Below are 19,630 nucleotides of genomic sequence, written 5' to 3' on the forward strand. Positions count from 1 at the left end.
CCCTTCGTGAGGTCTGTCTTGTGGTTCAGGGCCGCAGGCTCCACTGCCTGCGTTGCGGGCCGAGGGAGGTGCGCACCCGGTGCAGCGAAGCCTCCAGGAAGGCGCACACGATCTCCCTGGTGTCCCTGGGGTCGATCATGTTCTCCACCCCGAAAGCCTCGGCGGTCTTCCATGGGTCCGCGAGCGCGAGCATCCGTTCCTCCGCAAGCCGCCGGTACTCCTCGGGGTTATCGGCGTTCTCGATCTCGTGCTTGAAGCCCGCCTCGACGCCGCCCTCGACCGGCAGGTCGCCCCATTCGGCGGTGGGCCAGGCGAGGCGCAGGCTGAGGCTGTCCGGGCTCGACGTCGCTGACACCGCCATGCCGTAGGCCTTGCGGACCTGGATGGTCACGACCGGCACCTCGGCCTGGGTGATCGACTGGATCGCCCGCATGCCCCAGCGCACGACGTTGCCGCGCTCGGCGTTGGGCCCGACCATGAAGCCCGGCACGTCGACGAAGTAGACGATGGGCAGGTGGAAGGTGCTGCAGGTGTCGACGAAGCGCACCTGTTTCTCCGCCGCGGCCGCGTCGAGCGCGCCGCCGAGATGTTGCGGGTTGCTCGCCACGATCCCGACGGGGATGCCGTCCATGCGGGCGAACCCGGTGGTCACCGCGCGGCCCCAGCGCGCGCCGACCTCGAAGAACGAGCCGCGGTCGACGACGGCGCTGACGACCTTGGACGCCTTGTAGGGACGGCGGCGGTTCTCCGGGATGATGTCAAGTATCTCGTCGACCCGGCGGTCGGTCGGGTCGCTGCGATCGCCTCGCGGGGGCATCTCCCAGACGTTCTGCGGAAGATAGCCGAGCACGGTCTGCAGCTGCCGGATCGCGTCGTCCTCGTCCTCGGCGAGGTTGTCGATGCACCCGGACTCCGCGGTGTGCACCCGCGCGCCGCCCAGCTCGTACTTGTCGACGTCCACTCCCAGAGCGCGCTTCACCAGTGGTGGGCCCCCGGCGAAGAGAACGGAATCCTTGGTCATGACCGAGAAGTGGCTCAGCACGGTCCGTCCCGCGGTGCCGCCCACCGCCGCGCCGCTGACCATGGTCAGCACCGGGACCTCGGCGAGCAGCTCGTAGGAGCGCTGCCAGCTCAGTGAGCTCACGAGGTAGGAGTGGCCCTTCTCCGCCTGCGCGGCCACGTCGCCGCCGATGCCCTCCATGAACAGCACGAGCGGGATCCGGTACTCGTGCGCGAGGTCTTCCACGAAGCCGCCGAGGCCGCCCTTCATCCGATCCAGATAGGTCTGTGGCGCTCCGCCCCGCACGGTGAAGTCCTCGCCGCCGACCGCGACCGCGCGACCCGCGAACTCGCCGAGCCCGCAGACGTAGCTCGCCGGCATCATGCCGCGCAGCCTTCCCGTGGCATCGACGTCCTCGTAGGCGGCGAACTCGCCGACCTCGTAGAACGCGCTCGCCGCCCGGTCGATCCGCTCGCGGATCGTGTACCGGCCCTGGTCATGGGCGCGGTTGACGCGACGCTCGCCGCCGAGCTCGCGCGCGAGCGCTCTCCTGCGGTCCAGCTCGGCCAGCGCGTCTTTCCAGGTGAAGCTCATCGGTGTGCCTCCCTTAGGTTTTCGCGGTCATGCACCCCGGCTCCGCTCGTGGCGCGGGAGAGCCAGCGCTTCTGGATCACGCCGGTGCCGACGCTGCGCACGAGCGTCTCGGCTGAGGTGATCTCGACGTAGCGGGGGACGGCGTAGCGGGGCAGCTGCCGGTCGCAGTAGTCGAAGAACGCGTCGACATCGAAACCGTTTTCGTCGACAGGGACGACGAAGACCTTGATCTCGTCCTCGCCGCCGACCTCGTCGACCACGCCGATCGAGGCGCACTCCTGGACACCGGGGGCCTTGCGCAAAGACATCTCCAGCTCGTAGGCCGAGATGTTCTCGCCTCGGCGACGCATGCTGTCGGTCATCCTGCCGACGAAGTAGAGGAAGCCGTCATCGTCCATCCGGCCGAGGTCGCCGGAGTGGAACCAGAGGTTCCGCCAGGCGGCGACCGTCGCGTCGTCCCGGCGCCAGTAGCCGAGCATCATCAAGTCGGGACTGTGCGGCCGGTAGACGATCTCGCCGACCGTGCCCGCGGCCACCGGATGTCCACGGTCGTCGTGGATCTCGACGTCGAAATGAGAGCAGGGTGTTCCGGCGCTGCCGCGGCGGCGCCGGCCGGTCGTCTCGAAGGTAGGGCCGTCGGCTTCGGTCTGGCCGAACATGCTCAGGATGTCGATGCCGAGCCGCTCCTCGAAGAACGTGTACGCCTCGTCTGGGATCGGTGCGCCGAGGACGCGCCGCAGCGTGGTTCCGGCCGCGGGCTCTGCGCCGAGCTTCCGGATGATCGAGAGCACGGCCCCGATGGCGAACGCCCAGGTGCAACCGAACTCCCTGACATGTTGCCAGAATCGTCGCGCGCTGAAGCGGCGGTCGAACGCGACTGAGGAACCTGACTGGATCACGGCCGGGAGGACGACGTGGAAGTCGACGTGGAAGAACGGCAGAACGAAGTAGCCAGTGTCGCGCTCGTCGAGGTCGAGCACCCGCGCGATGACGGCGCCATGGTTGGAGAAGTAGCCGCGCGGCAGCATCACTCCCTTCGACGATCCTGTGGTGCCCGAGGTGTAGAGAATCGTGGCCAGAGTGGACGGTGCCAGCTCCGTCTGGACGGCGTCGAGCTCGCGTGCGGTCGCGGCGTCGATCTCCGGTGGTGGGGCGTCGTCGAGAAGTCGTCGCGGCACCGTGAGCGCGGTGTGCAGGCAGCCAGTGAACTCACGCTCGGCCACGAGCAGCGCGGGGTCGCAGTCGGCCAGCACGAAGTCCAGCAAGTCGCCCTTGAGCTCGGAGTTGACCGAGACCTCGACGGCGCCGATCCACCAGATGCCGAACTGCCACGCGAGCCGCCATGCCGAGTTTCCGCTGAGGACCGCGACCCGATCACCGGTCTGGATGCCACGGCCGCGCAGCTCAGCGGCGCAACGGCGTGCCGCGCTGGCGAACTCCCGTACCGTCCAGGAACTTCCCGGCCAGTGCAGCAGAGTGGCCTCGGGCCGGGTGGCCTCGGCTTCGATGAGGTCGGCGACCGGGCTGATGCGGCCGAGTTCCACGCCGTCGAGCAGCTGTGCCCTCATAGGTGTAGCTCGCCCCCGGTCACGTCGATCACTTGCGCTGTGATGTAGGACGCCTCGGGGGAGAGGAGGAACGCGATGACGTTCGCGATCTCGCCTGGCGCCGCGAGCCTGCCGAGGGTGATGGTGTCCAGCCACTTTTGCCGGACCGAGTCCGGCACCGTGCCGATCATCGGTGTGTCCACGGCGCCGGGGGCGACCGCGTTGCACCGGACCCCGCGTGAGGCGAGCTCGACCGCGACCGTCCTGGTGAGGCCGACGACTCCGGCTTTCGCGGCCGAGTAGTTGGTCTGGCCGAAGGTGCCGTACCGGCCGGAGGAGGACAGGTTGACGATCGCGCCGCCGTCCGCCGCGGTGACGAGCGGAGCCATGACCTGGCAGCCCAGCCAGGCGCCGCGCAGGTGGACGTCGAGCACCTGGCCCCATTCCTCGTCGGACATCCGGGCCATCGAGCGGTCACGTGTGATGCCCGCGTTGTTCACCAGGCCGTCGAGTCCGCCCAGCTGATCCTCGACGGTGGCCGCGGCGGATGTCCACGAGGCCCGGTCGCCGACGTCCAGGGCGACCGGCAGCGCGTTTGTCCCGGCCTCCTTCGCGACCTGGTGCGCCGCGTCGGTGTCGATGTCGGCCACCGCCACCCTGGCGCCGCGCGCGGCGAGGGTCAGCACGGTCGCGCGACCGATGCCGGAACCGCCACCCGTGACGAGATATCTGCGGTCCGCATGCACGTGTGTTTGCTCAGCTTTCATCCTTGCCTCCGACCAGAAGGACATCCGTGCCGCGCTGGACGACATTGCCGTCCTGGGTGGCTGTCTCGACCTCGATCGTGACGATGCCCGCCCCTGGCCTGGAGCGGCTCGGCCGCAGCGCGGTGATCATCTGCGTGACGTACAGGGTGTCGCCCGGGTAGGTCGGTGCGACCATCGCGCGCTCCGTGTTGAGGAAACCGAGGACGTGTAGCTGGTCGAGTCCGGGCGTGCGCAACCCGCTCGACATCGCGAGCACGAGCAGGCCGTGCGCGATCCGGCCCCGGTACCCGGTGTTCGTCCTGACCCATTCATCGTCGGTGTGCAGCGAGTTGAAGTCACCGGACAGCCCCGCGAAGAGGACGATGTCGGCCTCGGTCACGGTCCTGCCCGCCGACACGTGCTTCTCGCCGAGCCGCAGCGAGGAGAAGTAGCGCGGCTCCGCTTCGTGCGCCTTCGTGGTCATGACAGCCTTTCCAGAATCATGGCCATGCCCTGGCCGCCACCCACACACATGGTCTGCAGGCCGATTTCCTTGTCGCGCGCGGACAGGGCGTTGATCATTGTGGACGAGGTGCGGGCGCCGGTGGCGCCGAACGGATGCCCGATCGCGATGGCTCCACCGTGGACATTGAGCCGGTCGATGGGAATGCCGAGCTGGTCCTGGCAGGGCAGTACCTGCGCCGCGAAGGCCTCGTTGAGCTCGAACAGGTCGATGTCGCCGAGCGACATCCCCGCGGTGTCCAGGACCCGGTGGGTGGCTTCGACGGGACCGAGCCCCATGATCTCGGGCGACAGGGCTGACACGGCGGTGGCGACGATCCTCGCCAGCGGTGTCACTCCCAGGTCGCGCGCCTTGCTGTCGCTCATCACGAGAAGCGCCGCCGCGCCGTCGTTGAGCGGGCAGCTGTTGCCCGCAGTCGACCGTCCACCGGGACGGAACACCGGACGCAGACCGGCAAGCGCGTCGAGTGTGGTGCCCGGGCGCGGGCAGTCGTCCCGGTCCACGACGGTGCCGTCGGCGCGGCAGTACGGGACGAGATCCTTGGCCCAGAAGCCACTGTTCACCGCGGCCGCCGTGCGCTGCTGGGACAACAGGGCATAGGCGTCCATATCGGCGCGCGTGACGTCGTGCAGTGCGGCGACGTTCTCCGCGGTCTGGCCCATGTCGATGTACACGTCGGGAAGCAAGCCGTGAGCGCGGGGATCCTCCCAGCCTTCGGGGGTGGCCTCGGCGGCGGCCGCTGAGCGCTCGCGCGCCTCGTCGAACAACGGGTTCATGGTCCCCGGGAGCGAGTCGGCCTCGCCCTTGGCGTACGAGCTGCAGCTCTCGACTCCGGCGGAGAGGAAGACGTCGCCCTCGCCCGCCCGGATGGCATGCATCGCCATGCGGGTCGTCTGCACGCTCGACGCGCAGTACCGGGTGACCGTGCACCCGGGCACCTCGTCCAGGCCGAGCAGGACCGCCACGACCCTGGCCATGTTGAAGCCCTGTTCCCCGCCGGGCGACCCGCAGCCGAGCAGAAGGTCGTCGACGTCGGAGGGGTCGAGCTGTGGAACCGCGCGGAGCACGTGTTGGATGACCTGCGCGACGAGGTCGTCGGGGCGCTCCCGTGCCAAGGAGCCCTTGGTCATACGGCCGATCGGAGTCCTCGCGGCCGCGACGATCATCGCTTCACGCACGGGCCACCGCCTCGGCCCTGGCGCGCTCGTCGGCGGTGAGGGCTCGAGAGCAATGCGCCTTCTGGTCCCACATCACCACGACCACCTCCGCTCGGGCGGCCTGCTCGCCGCCCGGCAGGGTCAGTGACTCGGCGGTGCGGATGCTGCTGTGGCCGAGGCGGCTGATGCCGATCGAGATCTCGGCGACGTCGTGGTCCATCAGGATCTCCTGCTGGTAATCGATCTCGATCCGCGCGACGACGTAGGCGTCGGGATGCTCGACCCCGATCGCGGTACGCAGCCACCGGGTGCGCGCCTCGTCCAGCAGAGTCAGCACGGTGCCGTGGTAGACGTGCCCCTGATGATCAAGGTCTCGCCAGCGGAGCGGTACCCGGGTGCGATGAACGCCGAGCGCACGGATGGACACGGTCACCTCTCTTGTTTATATTGGTCAAGCGATATAAATTAACCTCGCATGAGACTCGCTTTTGTGTCAATACCTGGAATACCCGGCCACAACCCACCTCTTCGCGAGGTCGTATATGTTGCGATCGACTTAAAAGCCACCGGAGGGGGATGCGTGCCCAAGATCGTCGATCATGACCAGCGCCGAGCGGAGCTGGCCGACGCCGCCCTGGACATCATCGCCAAGGACGGCATCAAGGCGTTGACGCTGCGCGCGGTGGCCGAGGCGGCCGGGTGGTCCACCGGCGTCGTCAACCACTACTTCAGCTCCCATCACGACCTCCTGGTCGGCGCGCTGCGTCGGGCGGCCGAGACGCAGGGGCGCATGTTCAAACAGCTGCGGCACGACGCCTCGCTCACACCCCTGGAACGGCTCGGTCAGCTGATCGAGAGCGTGCTCCCGCTCGACGACCGGAGGATCGCGATGACACGGATCTTCCTCGTCTTCTATGCAGAGGCGGCCGCGAACCCCGCGGCGCGCGAAGAGATCGTCGACTACCTGGCCAGCTGGCGGCGAGTCGTGCGCCGGGTGGTGGCCGAATGCCAAGAGGCGGGCCAGGTGCCCGCGGACGCCGACACGACGAAGCTCGCCGCTGAGCTCGTCGCGCTCTCCGACGGCCTCGCCATGCACGCGATGCTGGACGAGCAGGTCATCGAGGGAGTGACGGCAGACGGGCACATCACGCTGCAGCTCGTCGGCGAGTCGTGGCGGCTGGCCGCGCGCTGACGGCGGCCCGGACCCCGGAGGTGACTGCATGCAGGTGCCGCTGCGGTGGCTGGTCGGGCGCCCGGAACTCGGCCTCCGGGTTCGTGCGGGCGCCGACCAGCTGGACCGAGCTTTCTCCTGGGTCCACGCCATCGACCTCGCCGACCCCTCGCCGTGGCTGGCCGGTGGTGAGCTCGTCCTGACCACGGGACTCGGCCTGCCTGCCCAGCAGTCCGCGCAACGGAACTACGTTCGCGGGCTCGCCGAGGCTGGCAGCGCGGCGCTTGGCTTCGGGGTCGGACTGTCCTATCAGGACATTCCCGACGCGGTCGTCGGTGCCGCGGAGGAGCTCCGCCTTCCGCTGGTTGAGGTGCCGCTGTCCACGCCTTTCCGCGACGTCATCAGAGTGGTGGTCGACCGGTATGCGGAAGAGCGCCACGGCGACCTCCTCCGGAACTCCCGTGTGCAGTCGAGCATGACCCGTGCCGCGGTGCGGCAAGGGCCGGAGTCCGTGGTGCACGAGCTCGCGATAGCCCTTGAGGCACAGGTACTCCTGCGAAGCAGCGACGGCTCGGTACTCGCGGCCTCACCAGCGGACGCCGAGGAGCTGTCGTTCTCTTTGCCGGAAGGGGACCTGGACTCGACCATGACGTTCACCGCCATGGACAAGAACGGGACCACCATCGCCCAACCGGTGTGGGTCGGCGGAAGGCGGCACGGGTGGCTCGTGCTGGCCCGGCCGTCAAGCTTGAGACCGGCCGATCACACGCTGATCTCGCAGGCTGTCTCCCTGATCGTCCTGGATCGCGTCAAGCCGCGGGGGTTGCGGGCGGCGCAGAACCGGTTGAACAGGACCATCTTCGGCCTCGGCCTCGGGCGGTCGGTGTCGCCATGGCGGTTTGAGGAACACCTGCGCGACGTCGGCCTCACCGGGACAGAGCTGAGAGTCCTGGCTTGCGGCGGAGCCGATCCGGGGTTGATGCTCGACGAGGCAGACGACCTGCTTGACGGCGAGGAGCTGCCGACCGTCGCGGTGGAGCGGGACGAGCATCTGGTGGTTCTGCTGCCCGGGAGCGGGCTCGACCTGGCGAGGACTCTGACTGCCGCGTTGGTGCGGACGTCTCGTTCCGCGTACGGCGGATTATCCGAGCCGGTGACGCCTGAACACGTGCCGGGTGCCTTGCACCAGGCTCTCACCGCGGCCCGTACCGCACGAGCACGACGCGCACCACTGGTGTGTTTCGGCGAACTGGCCGGGCACGCCTTGGTGTTCGACTCACGGACCCGGGAGGCCCTCGCAGAGCTGGCGCACGAGCGGCTCGGCCGTTTGTCCGCCTTCGACCGCGAGAACGGCACCGCTCTCGTGACCTCCCTGCGCGCGTACCTGGAACAAAGCGGGCAATGGAATGTGGCGTCCACTGTGCTCGGTGTACACCGGCACACCCTTCGGGGTCGAATGGAACAGATCCGTGATCTCCTCGGCATAGACATCGATTCCGCGCATGTCAGAGCAGAACTGCTGCTGTCGCTGATGGTGTGGACGGACGACGGCGAGACCGACATGACGGAGTTCTGTTCCGCCGAAGCCGGACACGATGTCCAGTGACTACCTTGCGGGGAACGTGAACGATGAGCGGATGACGCGATTCCATTGGACCGGTCGGGAATCCTGGAGGGCATGATGCTCGAGAACACCGCGCAGCACAAAGCAGAAACACCGGAGAAACCTCGCCTCGGCAACGCCTTGCGGCAGCGGCACGTCACCATGATCTCCCTTGGCGGGATCATCGGAGCCGGACTGTTCGTCGGAAGCAGCGCGGCCATCGCCAACATCGGGCCTGCCGCGACCGTCACCTACGCGCTCGCCGGTCTCATCGTCCTGCTCGTCATGCGCATGATCGGAGAGATGGCAATTGCACTGCCCGACGTCGGCACCTTTACCGAGTACGTGCGCACCAGCCTCGGCAACCTGAGCGGGTTCACGGCGGGCTGGTTGTACTGGTACTTCTTCGTCATAGTCGTCGCCGTCGAGGCCGTGGCAGGCGCCGAACTGCTGCAACGCTGGATTCCCGTGCCCATGTGGGCGCTCGCGCTCGCGCTCGTGATCATCATGACGGCGGTCAACCTGATCGCGGTCAAGTCATACGGGGAGACGGAGTTCTGGTTCGCGTCGATCAAGGTCGGTGCGATCATCGTCTTCATGGCGGTGGCCGCGTCCTACGCGTTAGGGTGGACTTCCGGTACCGGCCCGACAACGGTCAACCTCGTCAACGACGGCGGGTTCATACCGAACGGACTGACCGCCGTTCTGGCGGGGATCCCGACGGTCATCTTCGCCATCTGCGGAGCCGAGATCGCCACGATCGCCGCGGCGGAGTCAAGCGAGCCGGCCCGGAGCGTGGCGAAGATGACGCGCTCGGTGATCGCGCGCGTGCTCACCTTCTACGTCGGTTCAGTGTTCCTGATCGTGTGCGTGGTGCCGTGGCGCGAAATCGTCCCCGGCACGTCGCCGTTCGTCGCGGTGCTGGACCGCATGCACATCCCCGCTTCGGGCGAGATGATGAACATCATCGTCGTGGTGGCCGTGCTCAGCTGCATGAATTCGGCGGTCTACGTCTCCTCGCGAGTGCTGTTCAGCTTGTCGACGCACGGAGACGCCCCGAGGTCATTCTCCCGGCTGAGCCACACCCGCGTTCCAACGAGGGCGGTGCTCGCGGGCGGTGCGGTCGGCTACGTCGCCGTCGGGGCGGCGGTTTTCTCCCCGGACGGTCTGTTCGCCTTCCTCGTGAACGCGTCGGGCGCCATCATGCTGCTGATCTACCTGCTTGTCGGCTTCGCCCAGCTCCGGCTACGGCGCCGGATGCAGCGCGAAGGGCGGGAGCTGCCCCTGAAGATGTGGCTCTTTCCGTGGCTGACCATCGCGGTCATCTTGTCCATTGTGGTGGTACTCGGCATGATGGCTGCTCAGCCCGGGCTGTCCGGGCAGTTCTTCACCAGTCTGGCCAGCGTGGCCGTCGTGCTCGCCGGCTACGTGGTGCGGAAGAAAGTCCTCCAGAACCGCTCCGGGGCCAGCCCGATGTAAGCTCGTTCGACGACCGTTGCCTCAGGCGCGGCCCACCGGACTCGTGGGAGGGTCAACTCCGGCCAACCCGACACCGGCCTAAGGTCTGTTTCGAAAGTGGTTTGCGTAAGGGTGCTGGTAGCGGCCCCCTGCGGGAGTTGCTGTGGCCTTCTCACTGCGGGATCCCCGACATCATGAATGCCCAATTCACCGAGTCGGGGACTGGCCTCGCCGAGAGCCCTTCGGCGGGCACAGCCCCTGAGAACCCGCGGCGGTGCCAGTTGAGTCCCACACTGCAAGCGGCTGCCGCCGCTTATAAAACACGTCCTAACACCATCACCAGATGTCACGCCACAATCGCCAACTGACACGCGCCGCAAGGCAGTGAATGCAAACAATGCTAATCTGGAAATCGGGATTCCGGATCTTTGAGTGGAAGTGGTGCAGCGCCGACGTTTCCCGGTGGTGCTAGCGTTCATGGCGAGGGGGTGCGTGATGCTAGTCGGTGTAATTCCAGCCGAGTTGACGAGTTTCGTCGGCCGTCGCCGGGAACTCGCCGTAGTAAAGCGGGCACTCGCTGGTGCGCGGTTGGTGACGTTGACGGGTGCGGGTGGAGTAGGGAAAACGCGGTTGGCGTTGCGCATTGCGCACGAGCGCCGCCGGGCATTTCCCGACGGGTTGTGGTTCGTGGAGCTGTCCGGTCTCGCGGACGGGGAACTGCTTGCCTCGACGGTGGCCAGCGCGGTCGGATTGACCGAACGGTCAAGTCGGCCGCCGCTGGAATCACTGGTGGACTACCTGGCCGACAAGCAGTTGCTGCTGATCCTGGACACCTGTGAGCATCTCCTGTCGCCGTGCGCGAACCTGGTCAGCGCGGTGTTGCGCAGAGCCTCAGGCGTGAAGATCCTGGTAACGTGCCGTGGCGTACTCGACGTTGCCGGTGAACACGTGGTTGTCGTCCCGCCGTTGTCGGTACCAGACCCCGCGGTCACGTCAGAGCAGGAGATCGCAGACTGTGAGGCTGTGCGGCTGTTCGCGGATCGTGCAGCAGTTACGGCACCAGATTTTGCGATCAGTGCCGACAACAACGCTGCGGTCGTCGAGATATGTCGCCGGCTGGATGGAATTCCGTTGGCTATCGAGTTGGCGGCGACGCAGCTACAGGGGTTAACCGTACGGCAGTTGGCGTCACGGCTGGAAGACCGTTTCGGTCTGGTGACGAGTTGGCGCCAGGGTTTCCCCGCTCGGCAGCAGACGCTGAGGGCCGCCATCGACTGGAGCTTCGACCTGTGCTCACCGCGGGAGCAGGCATTGTGGGCGCGCTTGTCGGTCTTCGCCGGGGGATGCGACCTGGGCGGCGCCGAGGCGGTCTGCCACGAAGAGGGGGCCGACCGATATGAGGTGCTCAAGCTGATCAACGCGCTTCTCGACAAGTCGATCCTTTTCCGTGAAGAACACGGTTCGCAGACCAGGTACCGGATGCTCGACACCATTCGCGAGTACGGCATGCAACGACTGGCCGAGAGCGGCCAGGAAACGATGCTGCGTCGCCGGCACCGCGACTGGGTCCAAGGACTGGCGGCCCAGGCCGACGCCGAGTTGTTCGGCCCGCGCCAAGGGCGTTGGCTCATTCAGCTGGTCACCGAGCAAGCCAACTTGCGCGCAGCGCTGGAATTCTGCGTGGCCGAACCTCATGAGGTCACGGCGGCGTTGCGTATCCTCAAGCAAACGCTTTTTTTCTGGTTCGTCATCGGGCTGCCGGGCGAGGGCCGCTATTGGATCGAGCGGGCGTTGGAGCGTGTTCAACAACCTGATTTGACCCGAGCCTGGGCGATGTGGGCCGCCACCCACCTGGCATGTCTGCAAGGAGACCCCGACGCGCCACGGTTGCTACGGGACTACCACAACATGGCGGAACAGTTGGACGATGATTCCATTCTCACGGGCGCGGTATACCTGTCCGGAATGATCGCGCTGTGGCAGAAGGGAGACTTCGCCCAGGCGGCTCCGTTGCTGCGGCAAGCCACCGAAGGACACCGCGCCCACCATGACACCGTTCAAGCCTGGCTCGCATTGCTCAACTGGGCCATGGGCGCCGCCCTGACCGACGACGCCTCCGCCGAACCCCTCAGCGAGGAACTTCTCGTCATGACCCGCGATTCAGGGGCCGAATTCTTCCTGGAATTTGCGTTGTGGACGGCGTGTGTCGCCCAGTTCCGCCTGGGCAACCTCACTCGCGCCACGGCTTTGATCAGCGAAGCGATGCAGCACTGTCATAACCTCAAGGACCGCTGGGGGACGCCCTGGGTCATGGAAGTACTTGCCTGGGTCACCTCCGCGACTGAACCCGGCACGCGGGCCGCCCAGCTGCTCGGTGCCGCACATACCCTCTGGCGACGCACCGGGGTTTCGCTCCCAGATTTGGGTATTTTGATCTCTTCCCACAATCTGGCCGAGGCCCAACTCCGCAAGTCGCTCGGCGAACCGGGATTCAACGAATCCTTCCGCGAAGGTCAACATCTCACCTACGAGCAAGCATTGGATCTCGCGCTTACGAAATCACAATCTGTATTATCGGCCGCTCCGTCGCAGGAGAGTACGGATAGGCCATCGCCGCTGACCCGCCGCGAGGTCCAAGTCGCCGAACTCATCGCCGAAGGCCTGAGCAACAAGGACATCGCTGCACGACTGGTCGTCGCGCCGCGTACCGCTGAAGCCCACGTCGAACACATACTCGTGAAACTCAATTTCACGTCCCGAACACAAATCGTGCGCTGGATACTAGACGAGTAAGTCCAAATTCCTGCGGGCATGAGACGAGGACCAGTCTCACCAGGGCAATCCGCGTAAGCGAAGAACACCCGTGAGTGTTTTTGGGTGCCATAGCGCCCAAAAACGCTCACGGGTGTTGGCGGGAGAGCTACCGCTGCACCGTGCTTATGGCGGCGCGGTCGCCCGCTTGGCCACTGGTTGAAAGGCACGGCCTCAGCTCTCCATTTATGGACGCGTTCCGGGGATGCCTGGTCCTGTGGGGGTGGTCGGCCAGTGGCGGGTGTCCTGGATGGGGCGAATGGGGTTGCTGTGGGCCAGGATCGCTGTGGTGAGTGCCTCTACGGGTTCGGCGGGGGCGTGGGGATTGGTCAGGAGGACCAGGTCGAGTTCGCCGAGTTCGGGGAGTCCGGTGCTGTGGGGTAGCTCGGCTAGGTCGGCGGGCAGCAGGCTGCGGGGGAAGATCGCGACGCCGAGGCCGGCGCGGGTGGCGGCGAGTACGGCGTTGATTCCGCGCGCGGTGCAGGCCACGCGGTGTTTAATGCCAGCCTGTTCCAACGCTTGCACGGCCAGTGCGCGGCTTGGGCTGGGGGCCTGGTAGACGATCAGTGGTACTGGTCGTTGTTCGTCCCATCGTAGGCCGGTGCCATCGGCGGCCGCCCAGACCAGCCGGTCCCGGCGCACCAGCCGACCGCGCCCGTCTCCGGCGGCGGTTTTGAGGAAGGCGACGTCGACGTGGCCGGATTCCACCCGGCGTTGCAGCTGCACACTTTGGGACACGGTGAGGTCGAGAGTGACACCGGGGTTGAGGTGCCGGAAGTCCCGCAGGATCCGTGGCACCTGGGTCAAGGCGAGATCGTCGGTCACTCCGAATCGCAACCGGCCCCGCACCCCGGCGCCAGTGAAGTAGTCCGTCGCCTGGGCGTTTGCGGCGAGGATGGAGCGGGCGAAGCCGACCATCGCCTCCCCGTCGACGGTCAAGGTCACGCGGCGGGTGTCCCGGACCAGCAGCGGCCGGCCCACTGTCTGCTCGAGTTTGCGGATGTGCTGGCTGACCGTGGGCTGCCCGAGACCCAGCGCCGCCGCGGCCTGCGTGAAGCTCAACGACTGCGCCACCGCCAGGAACGTCCGCACCTGCTCCGGAGGAAACACCACTACCCCAAATATTTCGGCGATTCATCGCGATTCGTAATGAGAATTATTGTACCAATTTTCTTTCTAAATTGGTATGGGCACCCAATGATGGAGAGGCAGATCCGGCTAACGAAGGAGGCGCTTCGCCGTGACTAGGGCGGCACACAGACGCGAGCATTTCCCCACCCGGTCGAGACCGCCTACCCCGCGGAGTGTCAGGTTTGCCGCGCTGGGCTCCCGGAACTTCCGTCTGTTTCTTATTGGCCAGGCGGTGGCGACTACGGGGCTGTGGGTGCAGCGCATCGCCCAGGACTGGCTGGTCCTCAGCCTCACCGGGAGCGCCACCGCCGTCGGCGTCACTGCTGGTCTGCAATGGGCGCCCATGCTGGTCGTCGGGCTGGCAGGCGGGTGGATCGCGGACCGCTTCCCGAAGCGCCGCGTGTTGCAAATTACCCAAGCTGCGGCCGCCATCCTGGCCGCGCTGCTCGCCGGGCTCACTCTCACCCACCAGATCACCGCCTGGCAGATCCAGCTTCTGGCGGCCGGAGTCGGCACTATCGCCGCGATCGATCAGCCTGTGCGGCAAGCGTTTGTTCTGGACCTGGTCGGGTACGGCCAGGTTCACAGCGCGGTCAGCCTCAACTCCTCGGTGTGGCAACTCGGTGCCCTTGCCGGCCCGGCGGTGTCCGGAGTGTTGATCAGCGTCGTCGGCCCGGGCTGGGCTTTCGCCCTCAACGCCGTCTCCTACGCTGTCGCGCTCGTTGCTTTCGCCTGCATCGACCCCGGCCGGCTCACGCACTCACCGCCTGGGGCGAGCGCTGCCGCACCCGCCCCAGGCGGTCTGCGCGCGCTGGCACGGCGACCGGAGATCTGGCGGCCCATCGTGCTGGTCGGCGCGTTCAGCATGTTCTCGCTCAACCTGCCCGGCACCTTGGCCGCCTACGCCCGCACCGTCCACAGCGGACCGGCCGGCTACGCGCTGCTGACCTCCACCGTCGCGCTCGGCTCCGTGCTGGGCGCGTTGATCGCCGCGGCCCGCACCCGCACCACCCTGCGTGGACTGACCTGGACCGGGTGTGCGTTGGCCGGCCTGTACCTGCTCGCCGCCGCCATGCCGACGCTGTGGAGCCTCGCGTGCGCCCTCGCCGCGGTCGGCATGGTCACCCAGCAGTTGTTCACCGCGGTCAACGCCACCGTGCAACTCGCCGCCGGGAGTGCGCTTCGCGGCAGGGTGGTGGGCGTCTACCTTCTCGTGTTCATGGGCACCGGCGCCCTCGGCGGACCGTTGCTCGGCGCCGTCAACCAGCACCTCGGCCCCCGAATAGGCCTAACGCTCGCTGGTGCGATCCCCGCCACCGTTCTCCTCCTGCTATCCCTCACACAATTCGCACGACGCCTCCCCGCGCACGCCCCCGGCAGCCCCGGGCCTAGTCCAGCGGGTGAGATCGAGACGAAGTCGGCAGCTCGCCGTTAACCTTCCGAGTAAGGACAGGAGACGGAGTTGGACGCGATACGCGTCCCCCTCCGTCATCCTGCCTGCGGGTGCTCGAAGTTCACTGAGACTGCTGGGCGGTGTCTTTCGGGTCGATTGCGTCGATGACCGCCTGGCCGACCCGTTCTATGTGGGTGGGTGTCATTGCCGTGGAGAGTGCGAGCAATCCGTTGGTGCCGCAGAGCACGCCGCGCCGGTACAGGCTCCACCACACTTCGGTGGGGTCCGGTGCTATCAACCGGAGCAACGAGCCCGAGCCGTGCACCGCGACACCGGCATCGTGAAGCCGTGACCGCAGCTCGTCACCACGTCGGTTCAGCTCCGCGATCTTCTGGGAATCGAAAAGGCCGAGCGCGGTGATTCCCGCGGCCATCGTGACTGGGTTGGCGCTGAAGGTTCCGCCCCAGGACACGGCTCCCGGTGTTTGCGGGACGAACGGCGAGAGGACCTCGGCGCGTCCCCCGATCGCCCCGACGGGGAATCCGCCGCCGATGACCTTGCCCACAGACACGAGATCCGGCTGCAGGCCGTACTCCTGATGCAGTCCTCCCTCGCGCAGGCGGAACGTGATGACCTCATCGACCGCCAGCAGCGCACCGTACTGTCTTGTAAGGGCACGGAGTTTGGCGACGTATTCGTAGTCGGCACGGTTGAGTCCGGCACGGTTGGGCATGAGGTCGATGAGTACCGCCGCGATCCGGTCACCGTGTTTCCGCATCGCTGCGGTCAACGCCTCGAGGTCGTTCTGCGGTAGGACGAGCACCGAGTCGGAGACCGAACGCGCAACCCCCGGCGCCCCCGGCGAGACGACCGCATCGCCGGTGCCGTGGTAGCTGCCTTCGAACCGCACGATGAGGTCGCGGCCGGTGTGGGCACGGGCCGCGCGCAGGAGCATGAGCACCGCTTCGGTGCCCGAATTGCAGAATCGCCACTGCTCGATGCCGGTACGTTCGCGCAAATGCTCGGCGAGCGTGACCTCGGATGCCGTCGGCAGGCCGAACGCGGTGCCGGACCAAGCGGCTTCGGTCGCGGCCTGAAGTACATCCGGGTGGGCATGCCCGTGGATGAGCGACGTGTAGTTGTTGTTGCAGTCGATGACCTGATGACCACGGTGGTCGGTGACGATCGCGCCCTCGCCGTGTACGGCGTACGGCGGGTGGGGAGGGACGAACACCGTCGTTCGGGTGGTGCCGCCCGGCAACACCTGCCTAGCCCTATCCGCAATACTCACAACGCACCACTCCTTACTTTCGCCACGGCACCTGGATTGTGCAGGTCTCCTCCTCTGGTCTCCCGCGTCAGCGACGCGGCCACGAGCACCAGGGCAAGCGCTGCGCATGCGTAGACCACGACGGGGGTGGTCGAGTTCGACGCCTGCAGGAGGGCCACCGCGATGGTCGGGGCGAGGCTGCCTCCGACGATGCCGGAGAGCTGGTAGCCCAGAGACGCACCGCTGTAGCGATGCCGGGTATCGAAGAGCTCACAGATCCACGACGCCTGCACCCCGTACATCGCTGAGTGGAAGAACAGGCCGCCGAGCACGGCGAGCACGATCAGTCCCGTGCTCTTGGTGTCAACGAGCGGGAAGAACGCGACCATCCATACGAGCGCCCCGGCGGCGCCGAAGATCGTCAAACTCTTGCGGCCGTAGCGGTCGCTGAGTGCGGCGAACGCGGGATAGGTGAATAGCTGCATGCCCGCGCCGATCAGCGTTGCCAGCAGGCCGACGCTGCGCGGCAGGCCGAGGGTGGTCGTGACGTAGGTGAGGAGGAACGTCACCAGCAGGTAGTAGACGATGTCTGCGCCGGCGCGGATACCGATCACTCGCAGCACGTCCAGCGGCTGGGTTTTCAGCAGGTTCAAGATCGGCGCGTGCCCGGTGGTGCGTGTCTCCGCGTCGAGTTCGGTGAACGCCGGCGATTCGCCAACCTTGCGCCGGATGTAGATGGCGATCAGAACGACCACAATAGACATCAGGAAAGGTATCCGCCAGCCCCATTGAACGAAGGCGTCGCGCGAGAGGGTGCCTGACATCAGGTACAGCACGGCGGTACTGAGCAGCGTGCCGATCGGGACGCCGACTTGGACGAAACTGGTCAGGTAGCCGCGGCGCGTGGATGGCGCCCGTTCCGCGATCATTAGCGCGCCACCGGCCCACTCGCCGCCGAGTGCGAATCCTTGCGCGAGCCGGACGACGATCAGCAAGATGGGCCCGGCAACACCTATGGTCGCATAACTCGGGATCAGCCCGATCGCGACGGTCGAGCCGCCCATCAGCGAAACCGTGAACAACAGAACTTTCTTGCGGCCGAATCGGTCGCCGTAGTGTCCGGCGAGGATGCCGCCGATGGGTCGGGCGAGGAAACCGGTCGCGAAGGTCAGGAACGACAGGAGGGTGCCGGTTAGGGGGTCGAAGGTGGGAAAGAAGACTTCGTTGAACACGAGTGCCGCGGCGGAGCCGTAGAGGAAGAAGTCATACCACTCCAGTGAGGTCCCGACGAGACTGCCCAGGATGGCCCGGCGGATCGGAGTCTCCGATCCTGCGGTTGTTTCGGACATGGCTTTACTCCAGTTGGGAGTCGGTGAGGGCTGGCTACGCGGTCTGCGCGTAGATCCGGGTGGCCGTCTCGTGATCGAGATAGCCACGTTCGATGTCGGCCGCGATGGCTTCGGGATCGCGCTCGGCGGCAGGCCCATATCCACCGCCGCCCGGGGTGCGCAGGCACATGATGTCGCCGGTGCGCAGCGCGACGTTCTCCCCCTTGCTGATCATCGGCAGGGTTACTTGCGCGCCGCCGATCCGGAACCACGGCGAGGACGTCTGCCCGGGCGTGCCGCCGGCACGTCCGACCGGGGCGGTCTTGGCCTGGTCTCCGAGAAGGCTGGCCTGCCCTTCGCTGGCGGTGAATTCGAACTCGAAATGGACTCCGAATCCGCCGCGCTGCCTGCCGTGTCCCGCGGATCCGTCGCGGAGCGAATACTGCCGGAAACGCAGGGGGTAGCGTTGTTCGAGGGTCTCGATCGACTGCACCCTACCGATGCTCATCAACGAGCAGCCGTTGGACAGCCCGTCCCCGCCCGGGTGGCCCCCGTATCCGCCGCCGAGGAACACGTACAGCACGAAGGGCGTCCCGTCCTCCCGCACGCCGCCGATCGAAAGGTTGTTGACGGTGGCCGACGACCCGGCCGGGACGCGGTCTGGCGCGGCTTCGGCGAGCGCGCCCATGACGGCGGTGATGATGCGCTGGCTGGTCTCGGCTGCGCAGCCTGCCACCGGGCGCGGGGGTTTGGCGTTGAGGAACACGGTCTCCGGGATGACGAAGGTGATCGGCTCGAAGATGCCCGAGTTGATCGGGATTTCGGGGAACAGATGCTTGATCGCGACGATGCTGCTTGACACCGTCGCGGCGTGCACCGAGTTCATCGGCCCCTTGCACGGCGCGGAAGACCCACTGAAGTCGATGGTCAACTGCTCGCCTGCGACGGTGATCCGAGCATCAACCCGCAGCACCTCGTCGGTGATTCCGTCGTTGTCCATCTCCTCGACGAAGTGGTAGGTGCCATCTGGGATCTCAGCGATGTGCGAACGCATCTGCTGAGCCGACCGCTCGCGCAAGGAATCGATCACCGCGCTCACGAGTTCGGGGCCGTACTCGTCGAGCAGTTCGGTGAGCCGGGCCTCGCCCGCGCGCAACGCCGTCGCCTGCGCGTCGATGTCGCCCAGCACGTCATCGGGCAGCCGGGAATTGGTCTGCAGAATCGCGACGATATCGGGGTTCAGCTCGTCGCCGCTGAACAGTTTCACCGGCGGCAGGCGCAGGCCCTCCTGATAGCAATCGGTGGCCGCCGCGCCGAACCCGCCCGGCACCCGACCGCCGAGATCCGGCCAGTGCCCGGTGTTGGCCAGGTATGCGAACAGCTCGCCCTGGTAGAAGAACGGCCGCACCATCTTCGTGTCCATGATGTGCGTGCCGCCCGCGAACGGGTCGTTGACGATGAACGTGTCCCCCTGCCGGACCTCGCCGGCACCGGAGATCACACTCGCCACCGTGTACTGCATGGTGCCGACGAAGATCGGCAACCCGCGCGTGCCCTGGACGATCATGCTGCCGTCGGTGGCCGAATAGATGCCGTCGGCACGGTCCCAGGCGTCGGAGATCACCGGCGAGAACGCCATCCGTTCGAACACGGTATCCATTTCGTCCGCGATCTGTTCGAGCCTGCCCCGGATGACGGCGATGGACAGCGGATCGAGTTCAGTCATGATGTGTAGGTGGCGGAGACCCCCGGCTTTAGCCGTGGGGAGGAGCCACCCCACCTCCTCTCGTGAGTTGCACTGATCAAGCCTTTACAGGGTGTTCCCGCGGGGTGTGGGACGTGGCCTGTGGAGCGGGTGTAAGACCTCTGGGCGCTTCCTGCGTCCCCCGCCTTAACCG

Annotated in this window: 15 protein-coding genes; 5 read left to right on the forward strand and 10 right to left on the reverse strand. The window is 66.7% G+C overall.

Annotated features, from left to right (window positions below; all coding sequences use genetic code 11):
* Nucleotides 1-25: 25 nt before the first annotated feature.
* From ACRXBZ_RS38095 to ACRXBZ_RS38120, 6 genes are read right to left on the reverse strand one after another with little or no spacing between them, the layout of a single operon-like run.
* Entirely contained in the window at nt 26-1,594 is a 1,569-nt protein-coding gene (locus ACRXBZ_RS38095; protein WP_433883214.1) for an acyl-CoA carboxylase subunit beta, read from the reverse strand.
* Complete coding sequence (locus tag ACRXBZ_RS38100) at nt 1,591-3,162, reverse strand: AMP-binding protein (protein WP_433883215.1); 1,572 nt, start codon at nt 3,160-3,162, stop codon at nt 1,591-1,593. Before ACRXBZ_RS38100 ends, ACRXBZ_RS38095 begins: the two co-directional genes overlap by 4 nt.
* Nucleotides 3,159-3,908: a 3-oxoacyl-ACP reductase FabG gene (gene fabG, locus ACRXBZ_RS38105; protein ID WP_433883216.1), complete on the reverse strand. Its 750-nt coding sequence runs from the start codon at nt 3,906-3,908 to the stop codon at nt 3,159-3,161. Before fabG ends, ACRXBZ_RS38100 begins: the two co-directional genes overlap by 4 nt.
* Nucleotides 3,898-4,371 carry a MaoC family dehydratase gene (locus ACRXBZ_RS38110; RefSeq protein ID WP_433883217.1) on the reverse strand — a complete coding sequence of 158 codons (474 nt, stop codon included), beginning with the start codon at nt 4,369-4,371 and terminating at the stop codon, nt 3,898-3,900. The genes fabG and ACRXBZ_RS38110 overlap by 11 nt, the downstream gene beginning before the upstream one ends.
* Nucleotides 4,368-5,588, reverse strand: coding sequence for an acetyl-CoA C-acetyltransferase (locus ACRXBZ_RS38115; RefSeq protein WP_433883218.1), 1,221 nt, complete (start codon nt 5,586-5,588; stop codon nt 4,368-4,370). The genes ACRXBZ_RS38110 and ACRXBZ_RS38115 overlap by 4 nt, the downstream gene beginning before the upstream one ends.
* Complete coding sequence (locus tag ACRXBZ_RS38120) at nt 5,581-5,994, reverse strand: acyl-CoA thioesterase (RefSeq protein WP_433883219.1); 414 nt, start codon at nt 5,992-5,994, stop codon at nt 5,581-5,583. Before ACRXBZ_RS38120 ends, ACRXBZ_RS38115 begins: the two co-directional genes overlap by 8 nt.
* A gap of 153 nt (nt 5,995-6,147) precedes the next feature.
* On the opposite strand from ACRXBZ_RS38120, the gene ACRXBZ_RS38125 reads away from it, so the two are divergent.
* From ACRXBZ_RS38125 to ACRXBZ_RS38140, 4 genes are all read left to right on the forward strand, one after another.
* Complete coding sequence (locus tag ACRXBZ_RS38125) at nt 6,148-6,759, forward strand: TetR/AcrR family transcriptional regulator (protein WP_433883220.1); 612 nt, start codon at nt 6,148-6,150, stop codon at nt 6,757-6,759.
* A 28-nt stretch (nt 6,760-6,787) separates the two neighbouring features.
* Nucleotides 6,788-8,344, forward strand: coding sequence for a PucR family transcriptional regulator (locus tag ACRXBZ_RS38130; RefSeq protein ID WP_433883221.1), 1,557 nt, complete (start codon nt 6,788-6,790; stop codon nt 8,342-8,344).
* A gap of 75 nt (nt 8,345-8,419) precedes the next feature.
* Entirely contained in the window at nt 8,420-9,820 is a 1,401-nt protein-coding gene (locus ACRXBZ_RS38135; protein ID WP_433883222.1) for an amino acid permease, read from the forward strand.
* A gap of 474 nt (nt 9,821-10,294) precedes the next feature.
* Nucleotides 10,295-12,592, forward strand: coding sequence for an ATP-binding protein (locus ACRXBZ_RS38140; protein ID WP_433884098.1), 2,298 nt, complete (start codon nt 10,295-10,297; stop codon nt 12,590-12,592).
* Between the two features lie 204 nt (nt 12,593-12,796).
* On the opposite strand, the gene ACRXBZ_RS38145 is transcribed toward ACRXBZ_RS38140, so the two are convergent.
* Entirely contained in the window at nt 12,797-13,720 is a 924-nt protein-coding gene (locus tag ACRXBZ_RS38145; protein ID WP_168588279.1) for a LysR substrate-binding domain-containing protein, read from the reverse strand.
* 130 nt (nt 13,721-13,850) lie between these two features.
* Between ACRXBZ_RS38145 and ACRXBZ_RS38150 the strand changes: the two genes are divergently transcribed.
* A complete protein-coding gene (locus tag ACRXBZ_RS38150; RefSeq protein ID WP_433883223.1) occupies nt 13,851-15,176 on the forward strand; it encodes an MFS transporter in 1,326 nt (441 codons plus the stop codon).
* A 79-nt stretch (nt 15,177-15,255) separates the two neighbouring features.
* On the opposite strand, the gene ACRXBZ_RS38155 is transcribed toward ACRXBZ_RS38150, so the two are convergent.
* From ACRXBZ_RS38155 to ACRXBZ_RS38165, 3 genes are read right to left on the reverse strand one after another with little or no spacing between them, the layout of a single operon-like run.
* Nucleotides 15,256-16,425, reverse strand: a complete 1,170-nt coding sequence (locus tag ACRXBZ_RS38155; protein ID WP_433883224.1) for an aspartate aminotransferase family protein — start codon at nt 16,423-16,425, stop codon at nt 15,256-15,258.
* Nucleotides 16,422-17,753: an MFS transporter gene (locus ACRXBZ_RS38160; RefSeq protein WP_433883225.1), complete on the reverse strand. Its 1,332-nt coding sequence runs from the start codon at nt 17,751-17,753 to the stop codon at nt 16,422-16,424. Before ACRXBZ_RS38160 ends, ACRXBZ_RS38155 begins: the two co-directional genes overlap by 4 nt.
* Before the next feature lie 34 nt (nt 17,754-17,787).
* Nucleotides 17,788-19,458 (reverse strand): hydantoinase B/oxoprolinase family protein, encoded by a 1,671-nt coding sequence (locus ACRXBZ_RS38165; protein WP_433883226.1) that lies wholly within the window; start codon nt 19,456-19,458, stop codon nt 17,788-17,790.
* Between the last annotated feature and the right edge of the window lie 172 nt (nt 19,459-19,630).

This window comes from Saccharopolyspora hattusasensis (assembly GCF_050972075.1).
GTDB classification, from domain to species: domain Bacteria; phylum Actinomycetota; class Actinomycetes; order Mycobacteriales; family Pseudonocardiaceae; genus Saccharopolyspora; species Saccharopolyspora hattusasensis.

Bases quoted from the DNA above. Each gene is read 5' to 3' on its own strand.
- ACRXBZ_RS38095 (WP_433883214.1), bottom strand. From the start codon at position 1,594: ATGAGCTTCACCTGGAAAGACGCGCTGGCCGAGCTGGACCGCAGGAGA.
- ACRXBZ_RS38100 (WP_433883215.1), bottom strand. From the start codon at position 3,162: ATGAGGGCACAGCTGCTCGACGGCGTGGAACTCGGCCGCATCAGCCCG.
- fabG (WP_433883216.1), bottom strand. From the start codon at position 3,908: ATGAAAGCTGAGCAAACACACGTGCATGCGGACCGCAGATATCTCGTC.
- ACRXBZ_RS38110 (WP_433883217.1), bottom strand. From the start codon at position 4,371: ATGACCACGAAGGCGCACGAAGCGGAGCCGCGCTACTTCTCCTCGCTG.
- ACRXBZ_RS38130 (WP_433883221.1), top strand. From the start codon at position 6,788: ATGCAGGTGCCGCTGCGGTGGCTGGTCGGGCGCCCGGAACTCGGCCTC.
- ACRXBZ_RS38135 (WP_433883222.1), top strand. From the start codon at position 8,420: ATGCTCGAGAACACCGCGCAGCACAAAGCAGAAACACCGGAGAAACCT.
- ACRXBZ_RS38140 (WP_433884098.1), top strand. From the start codon at position 10,295: ATGCTAGTCGGTGTAATTCCAGCCGAGTTGACGAGTTTCGTCGGCCGT.
- ACRXBZ_RS38160 (WP_433883225.1), bottom strand. From the start codon at position 17,753: ATGTCCGAAACAACCGCAGGATCGGAGACTCCGATCCGCCGGGCCATC.
- ACRXBZ_RS38165 (WP_433883226.1), bottom strand. From the start codon at position 19,458: ATGACTGAACTCGATCCGCTGTCCATCGCCGTCATCCGGGGCAGGCTC.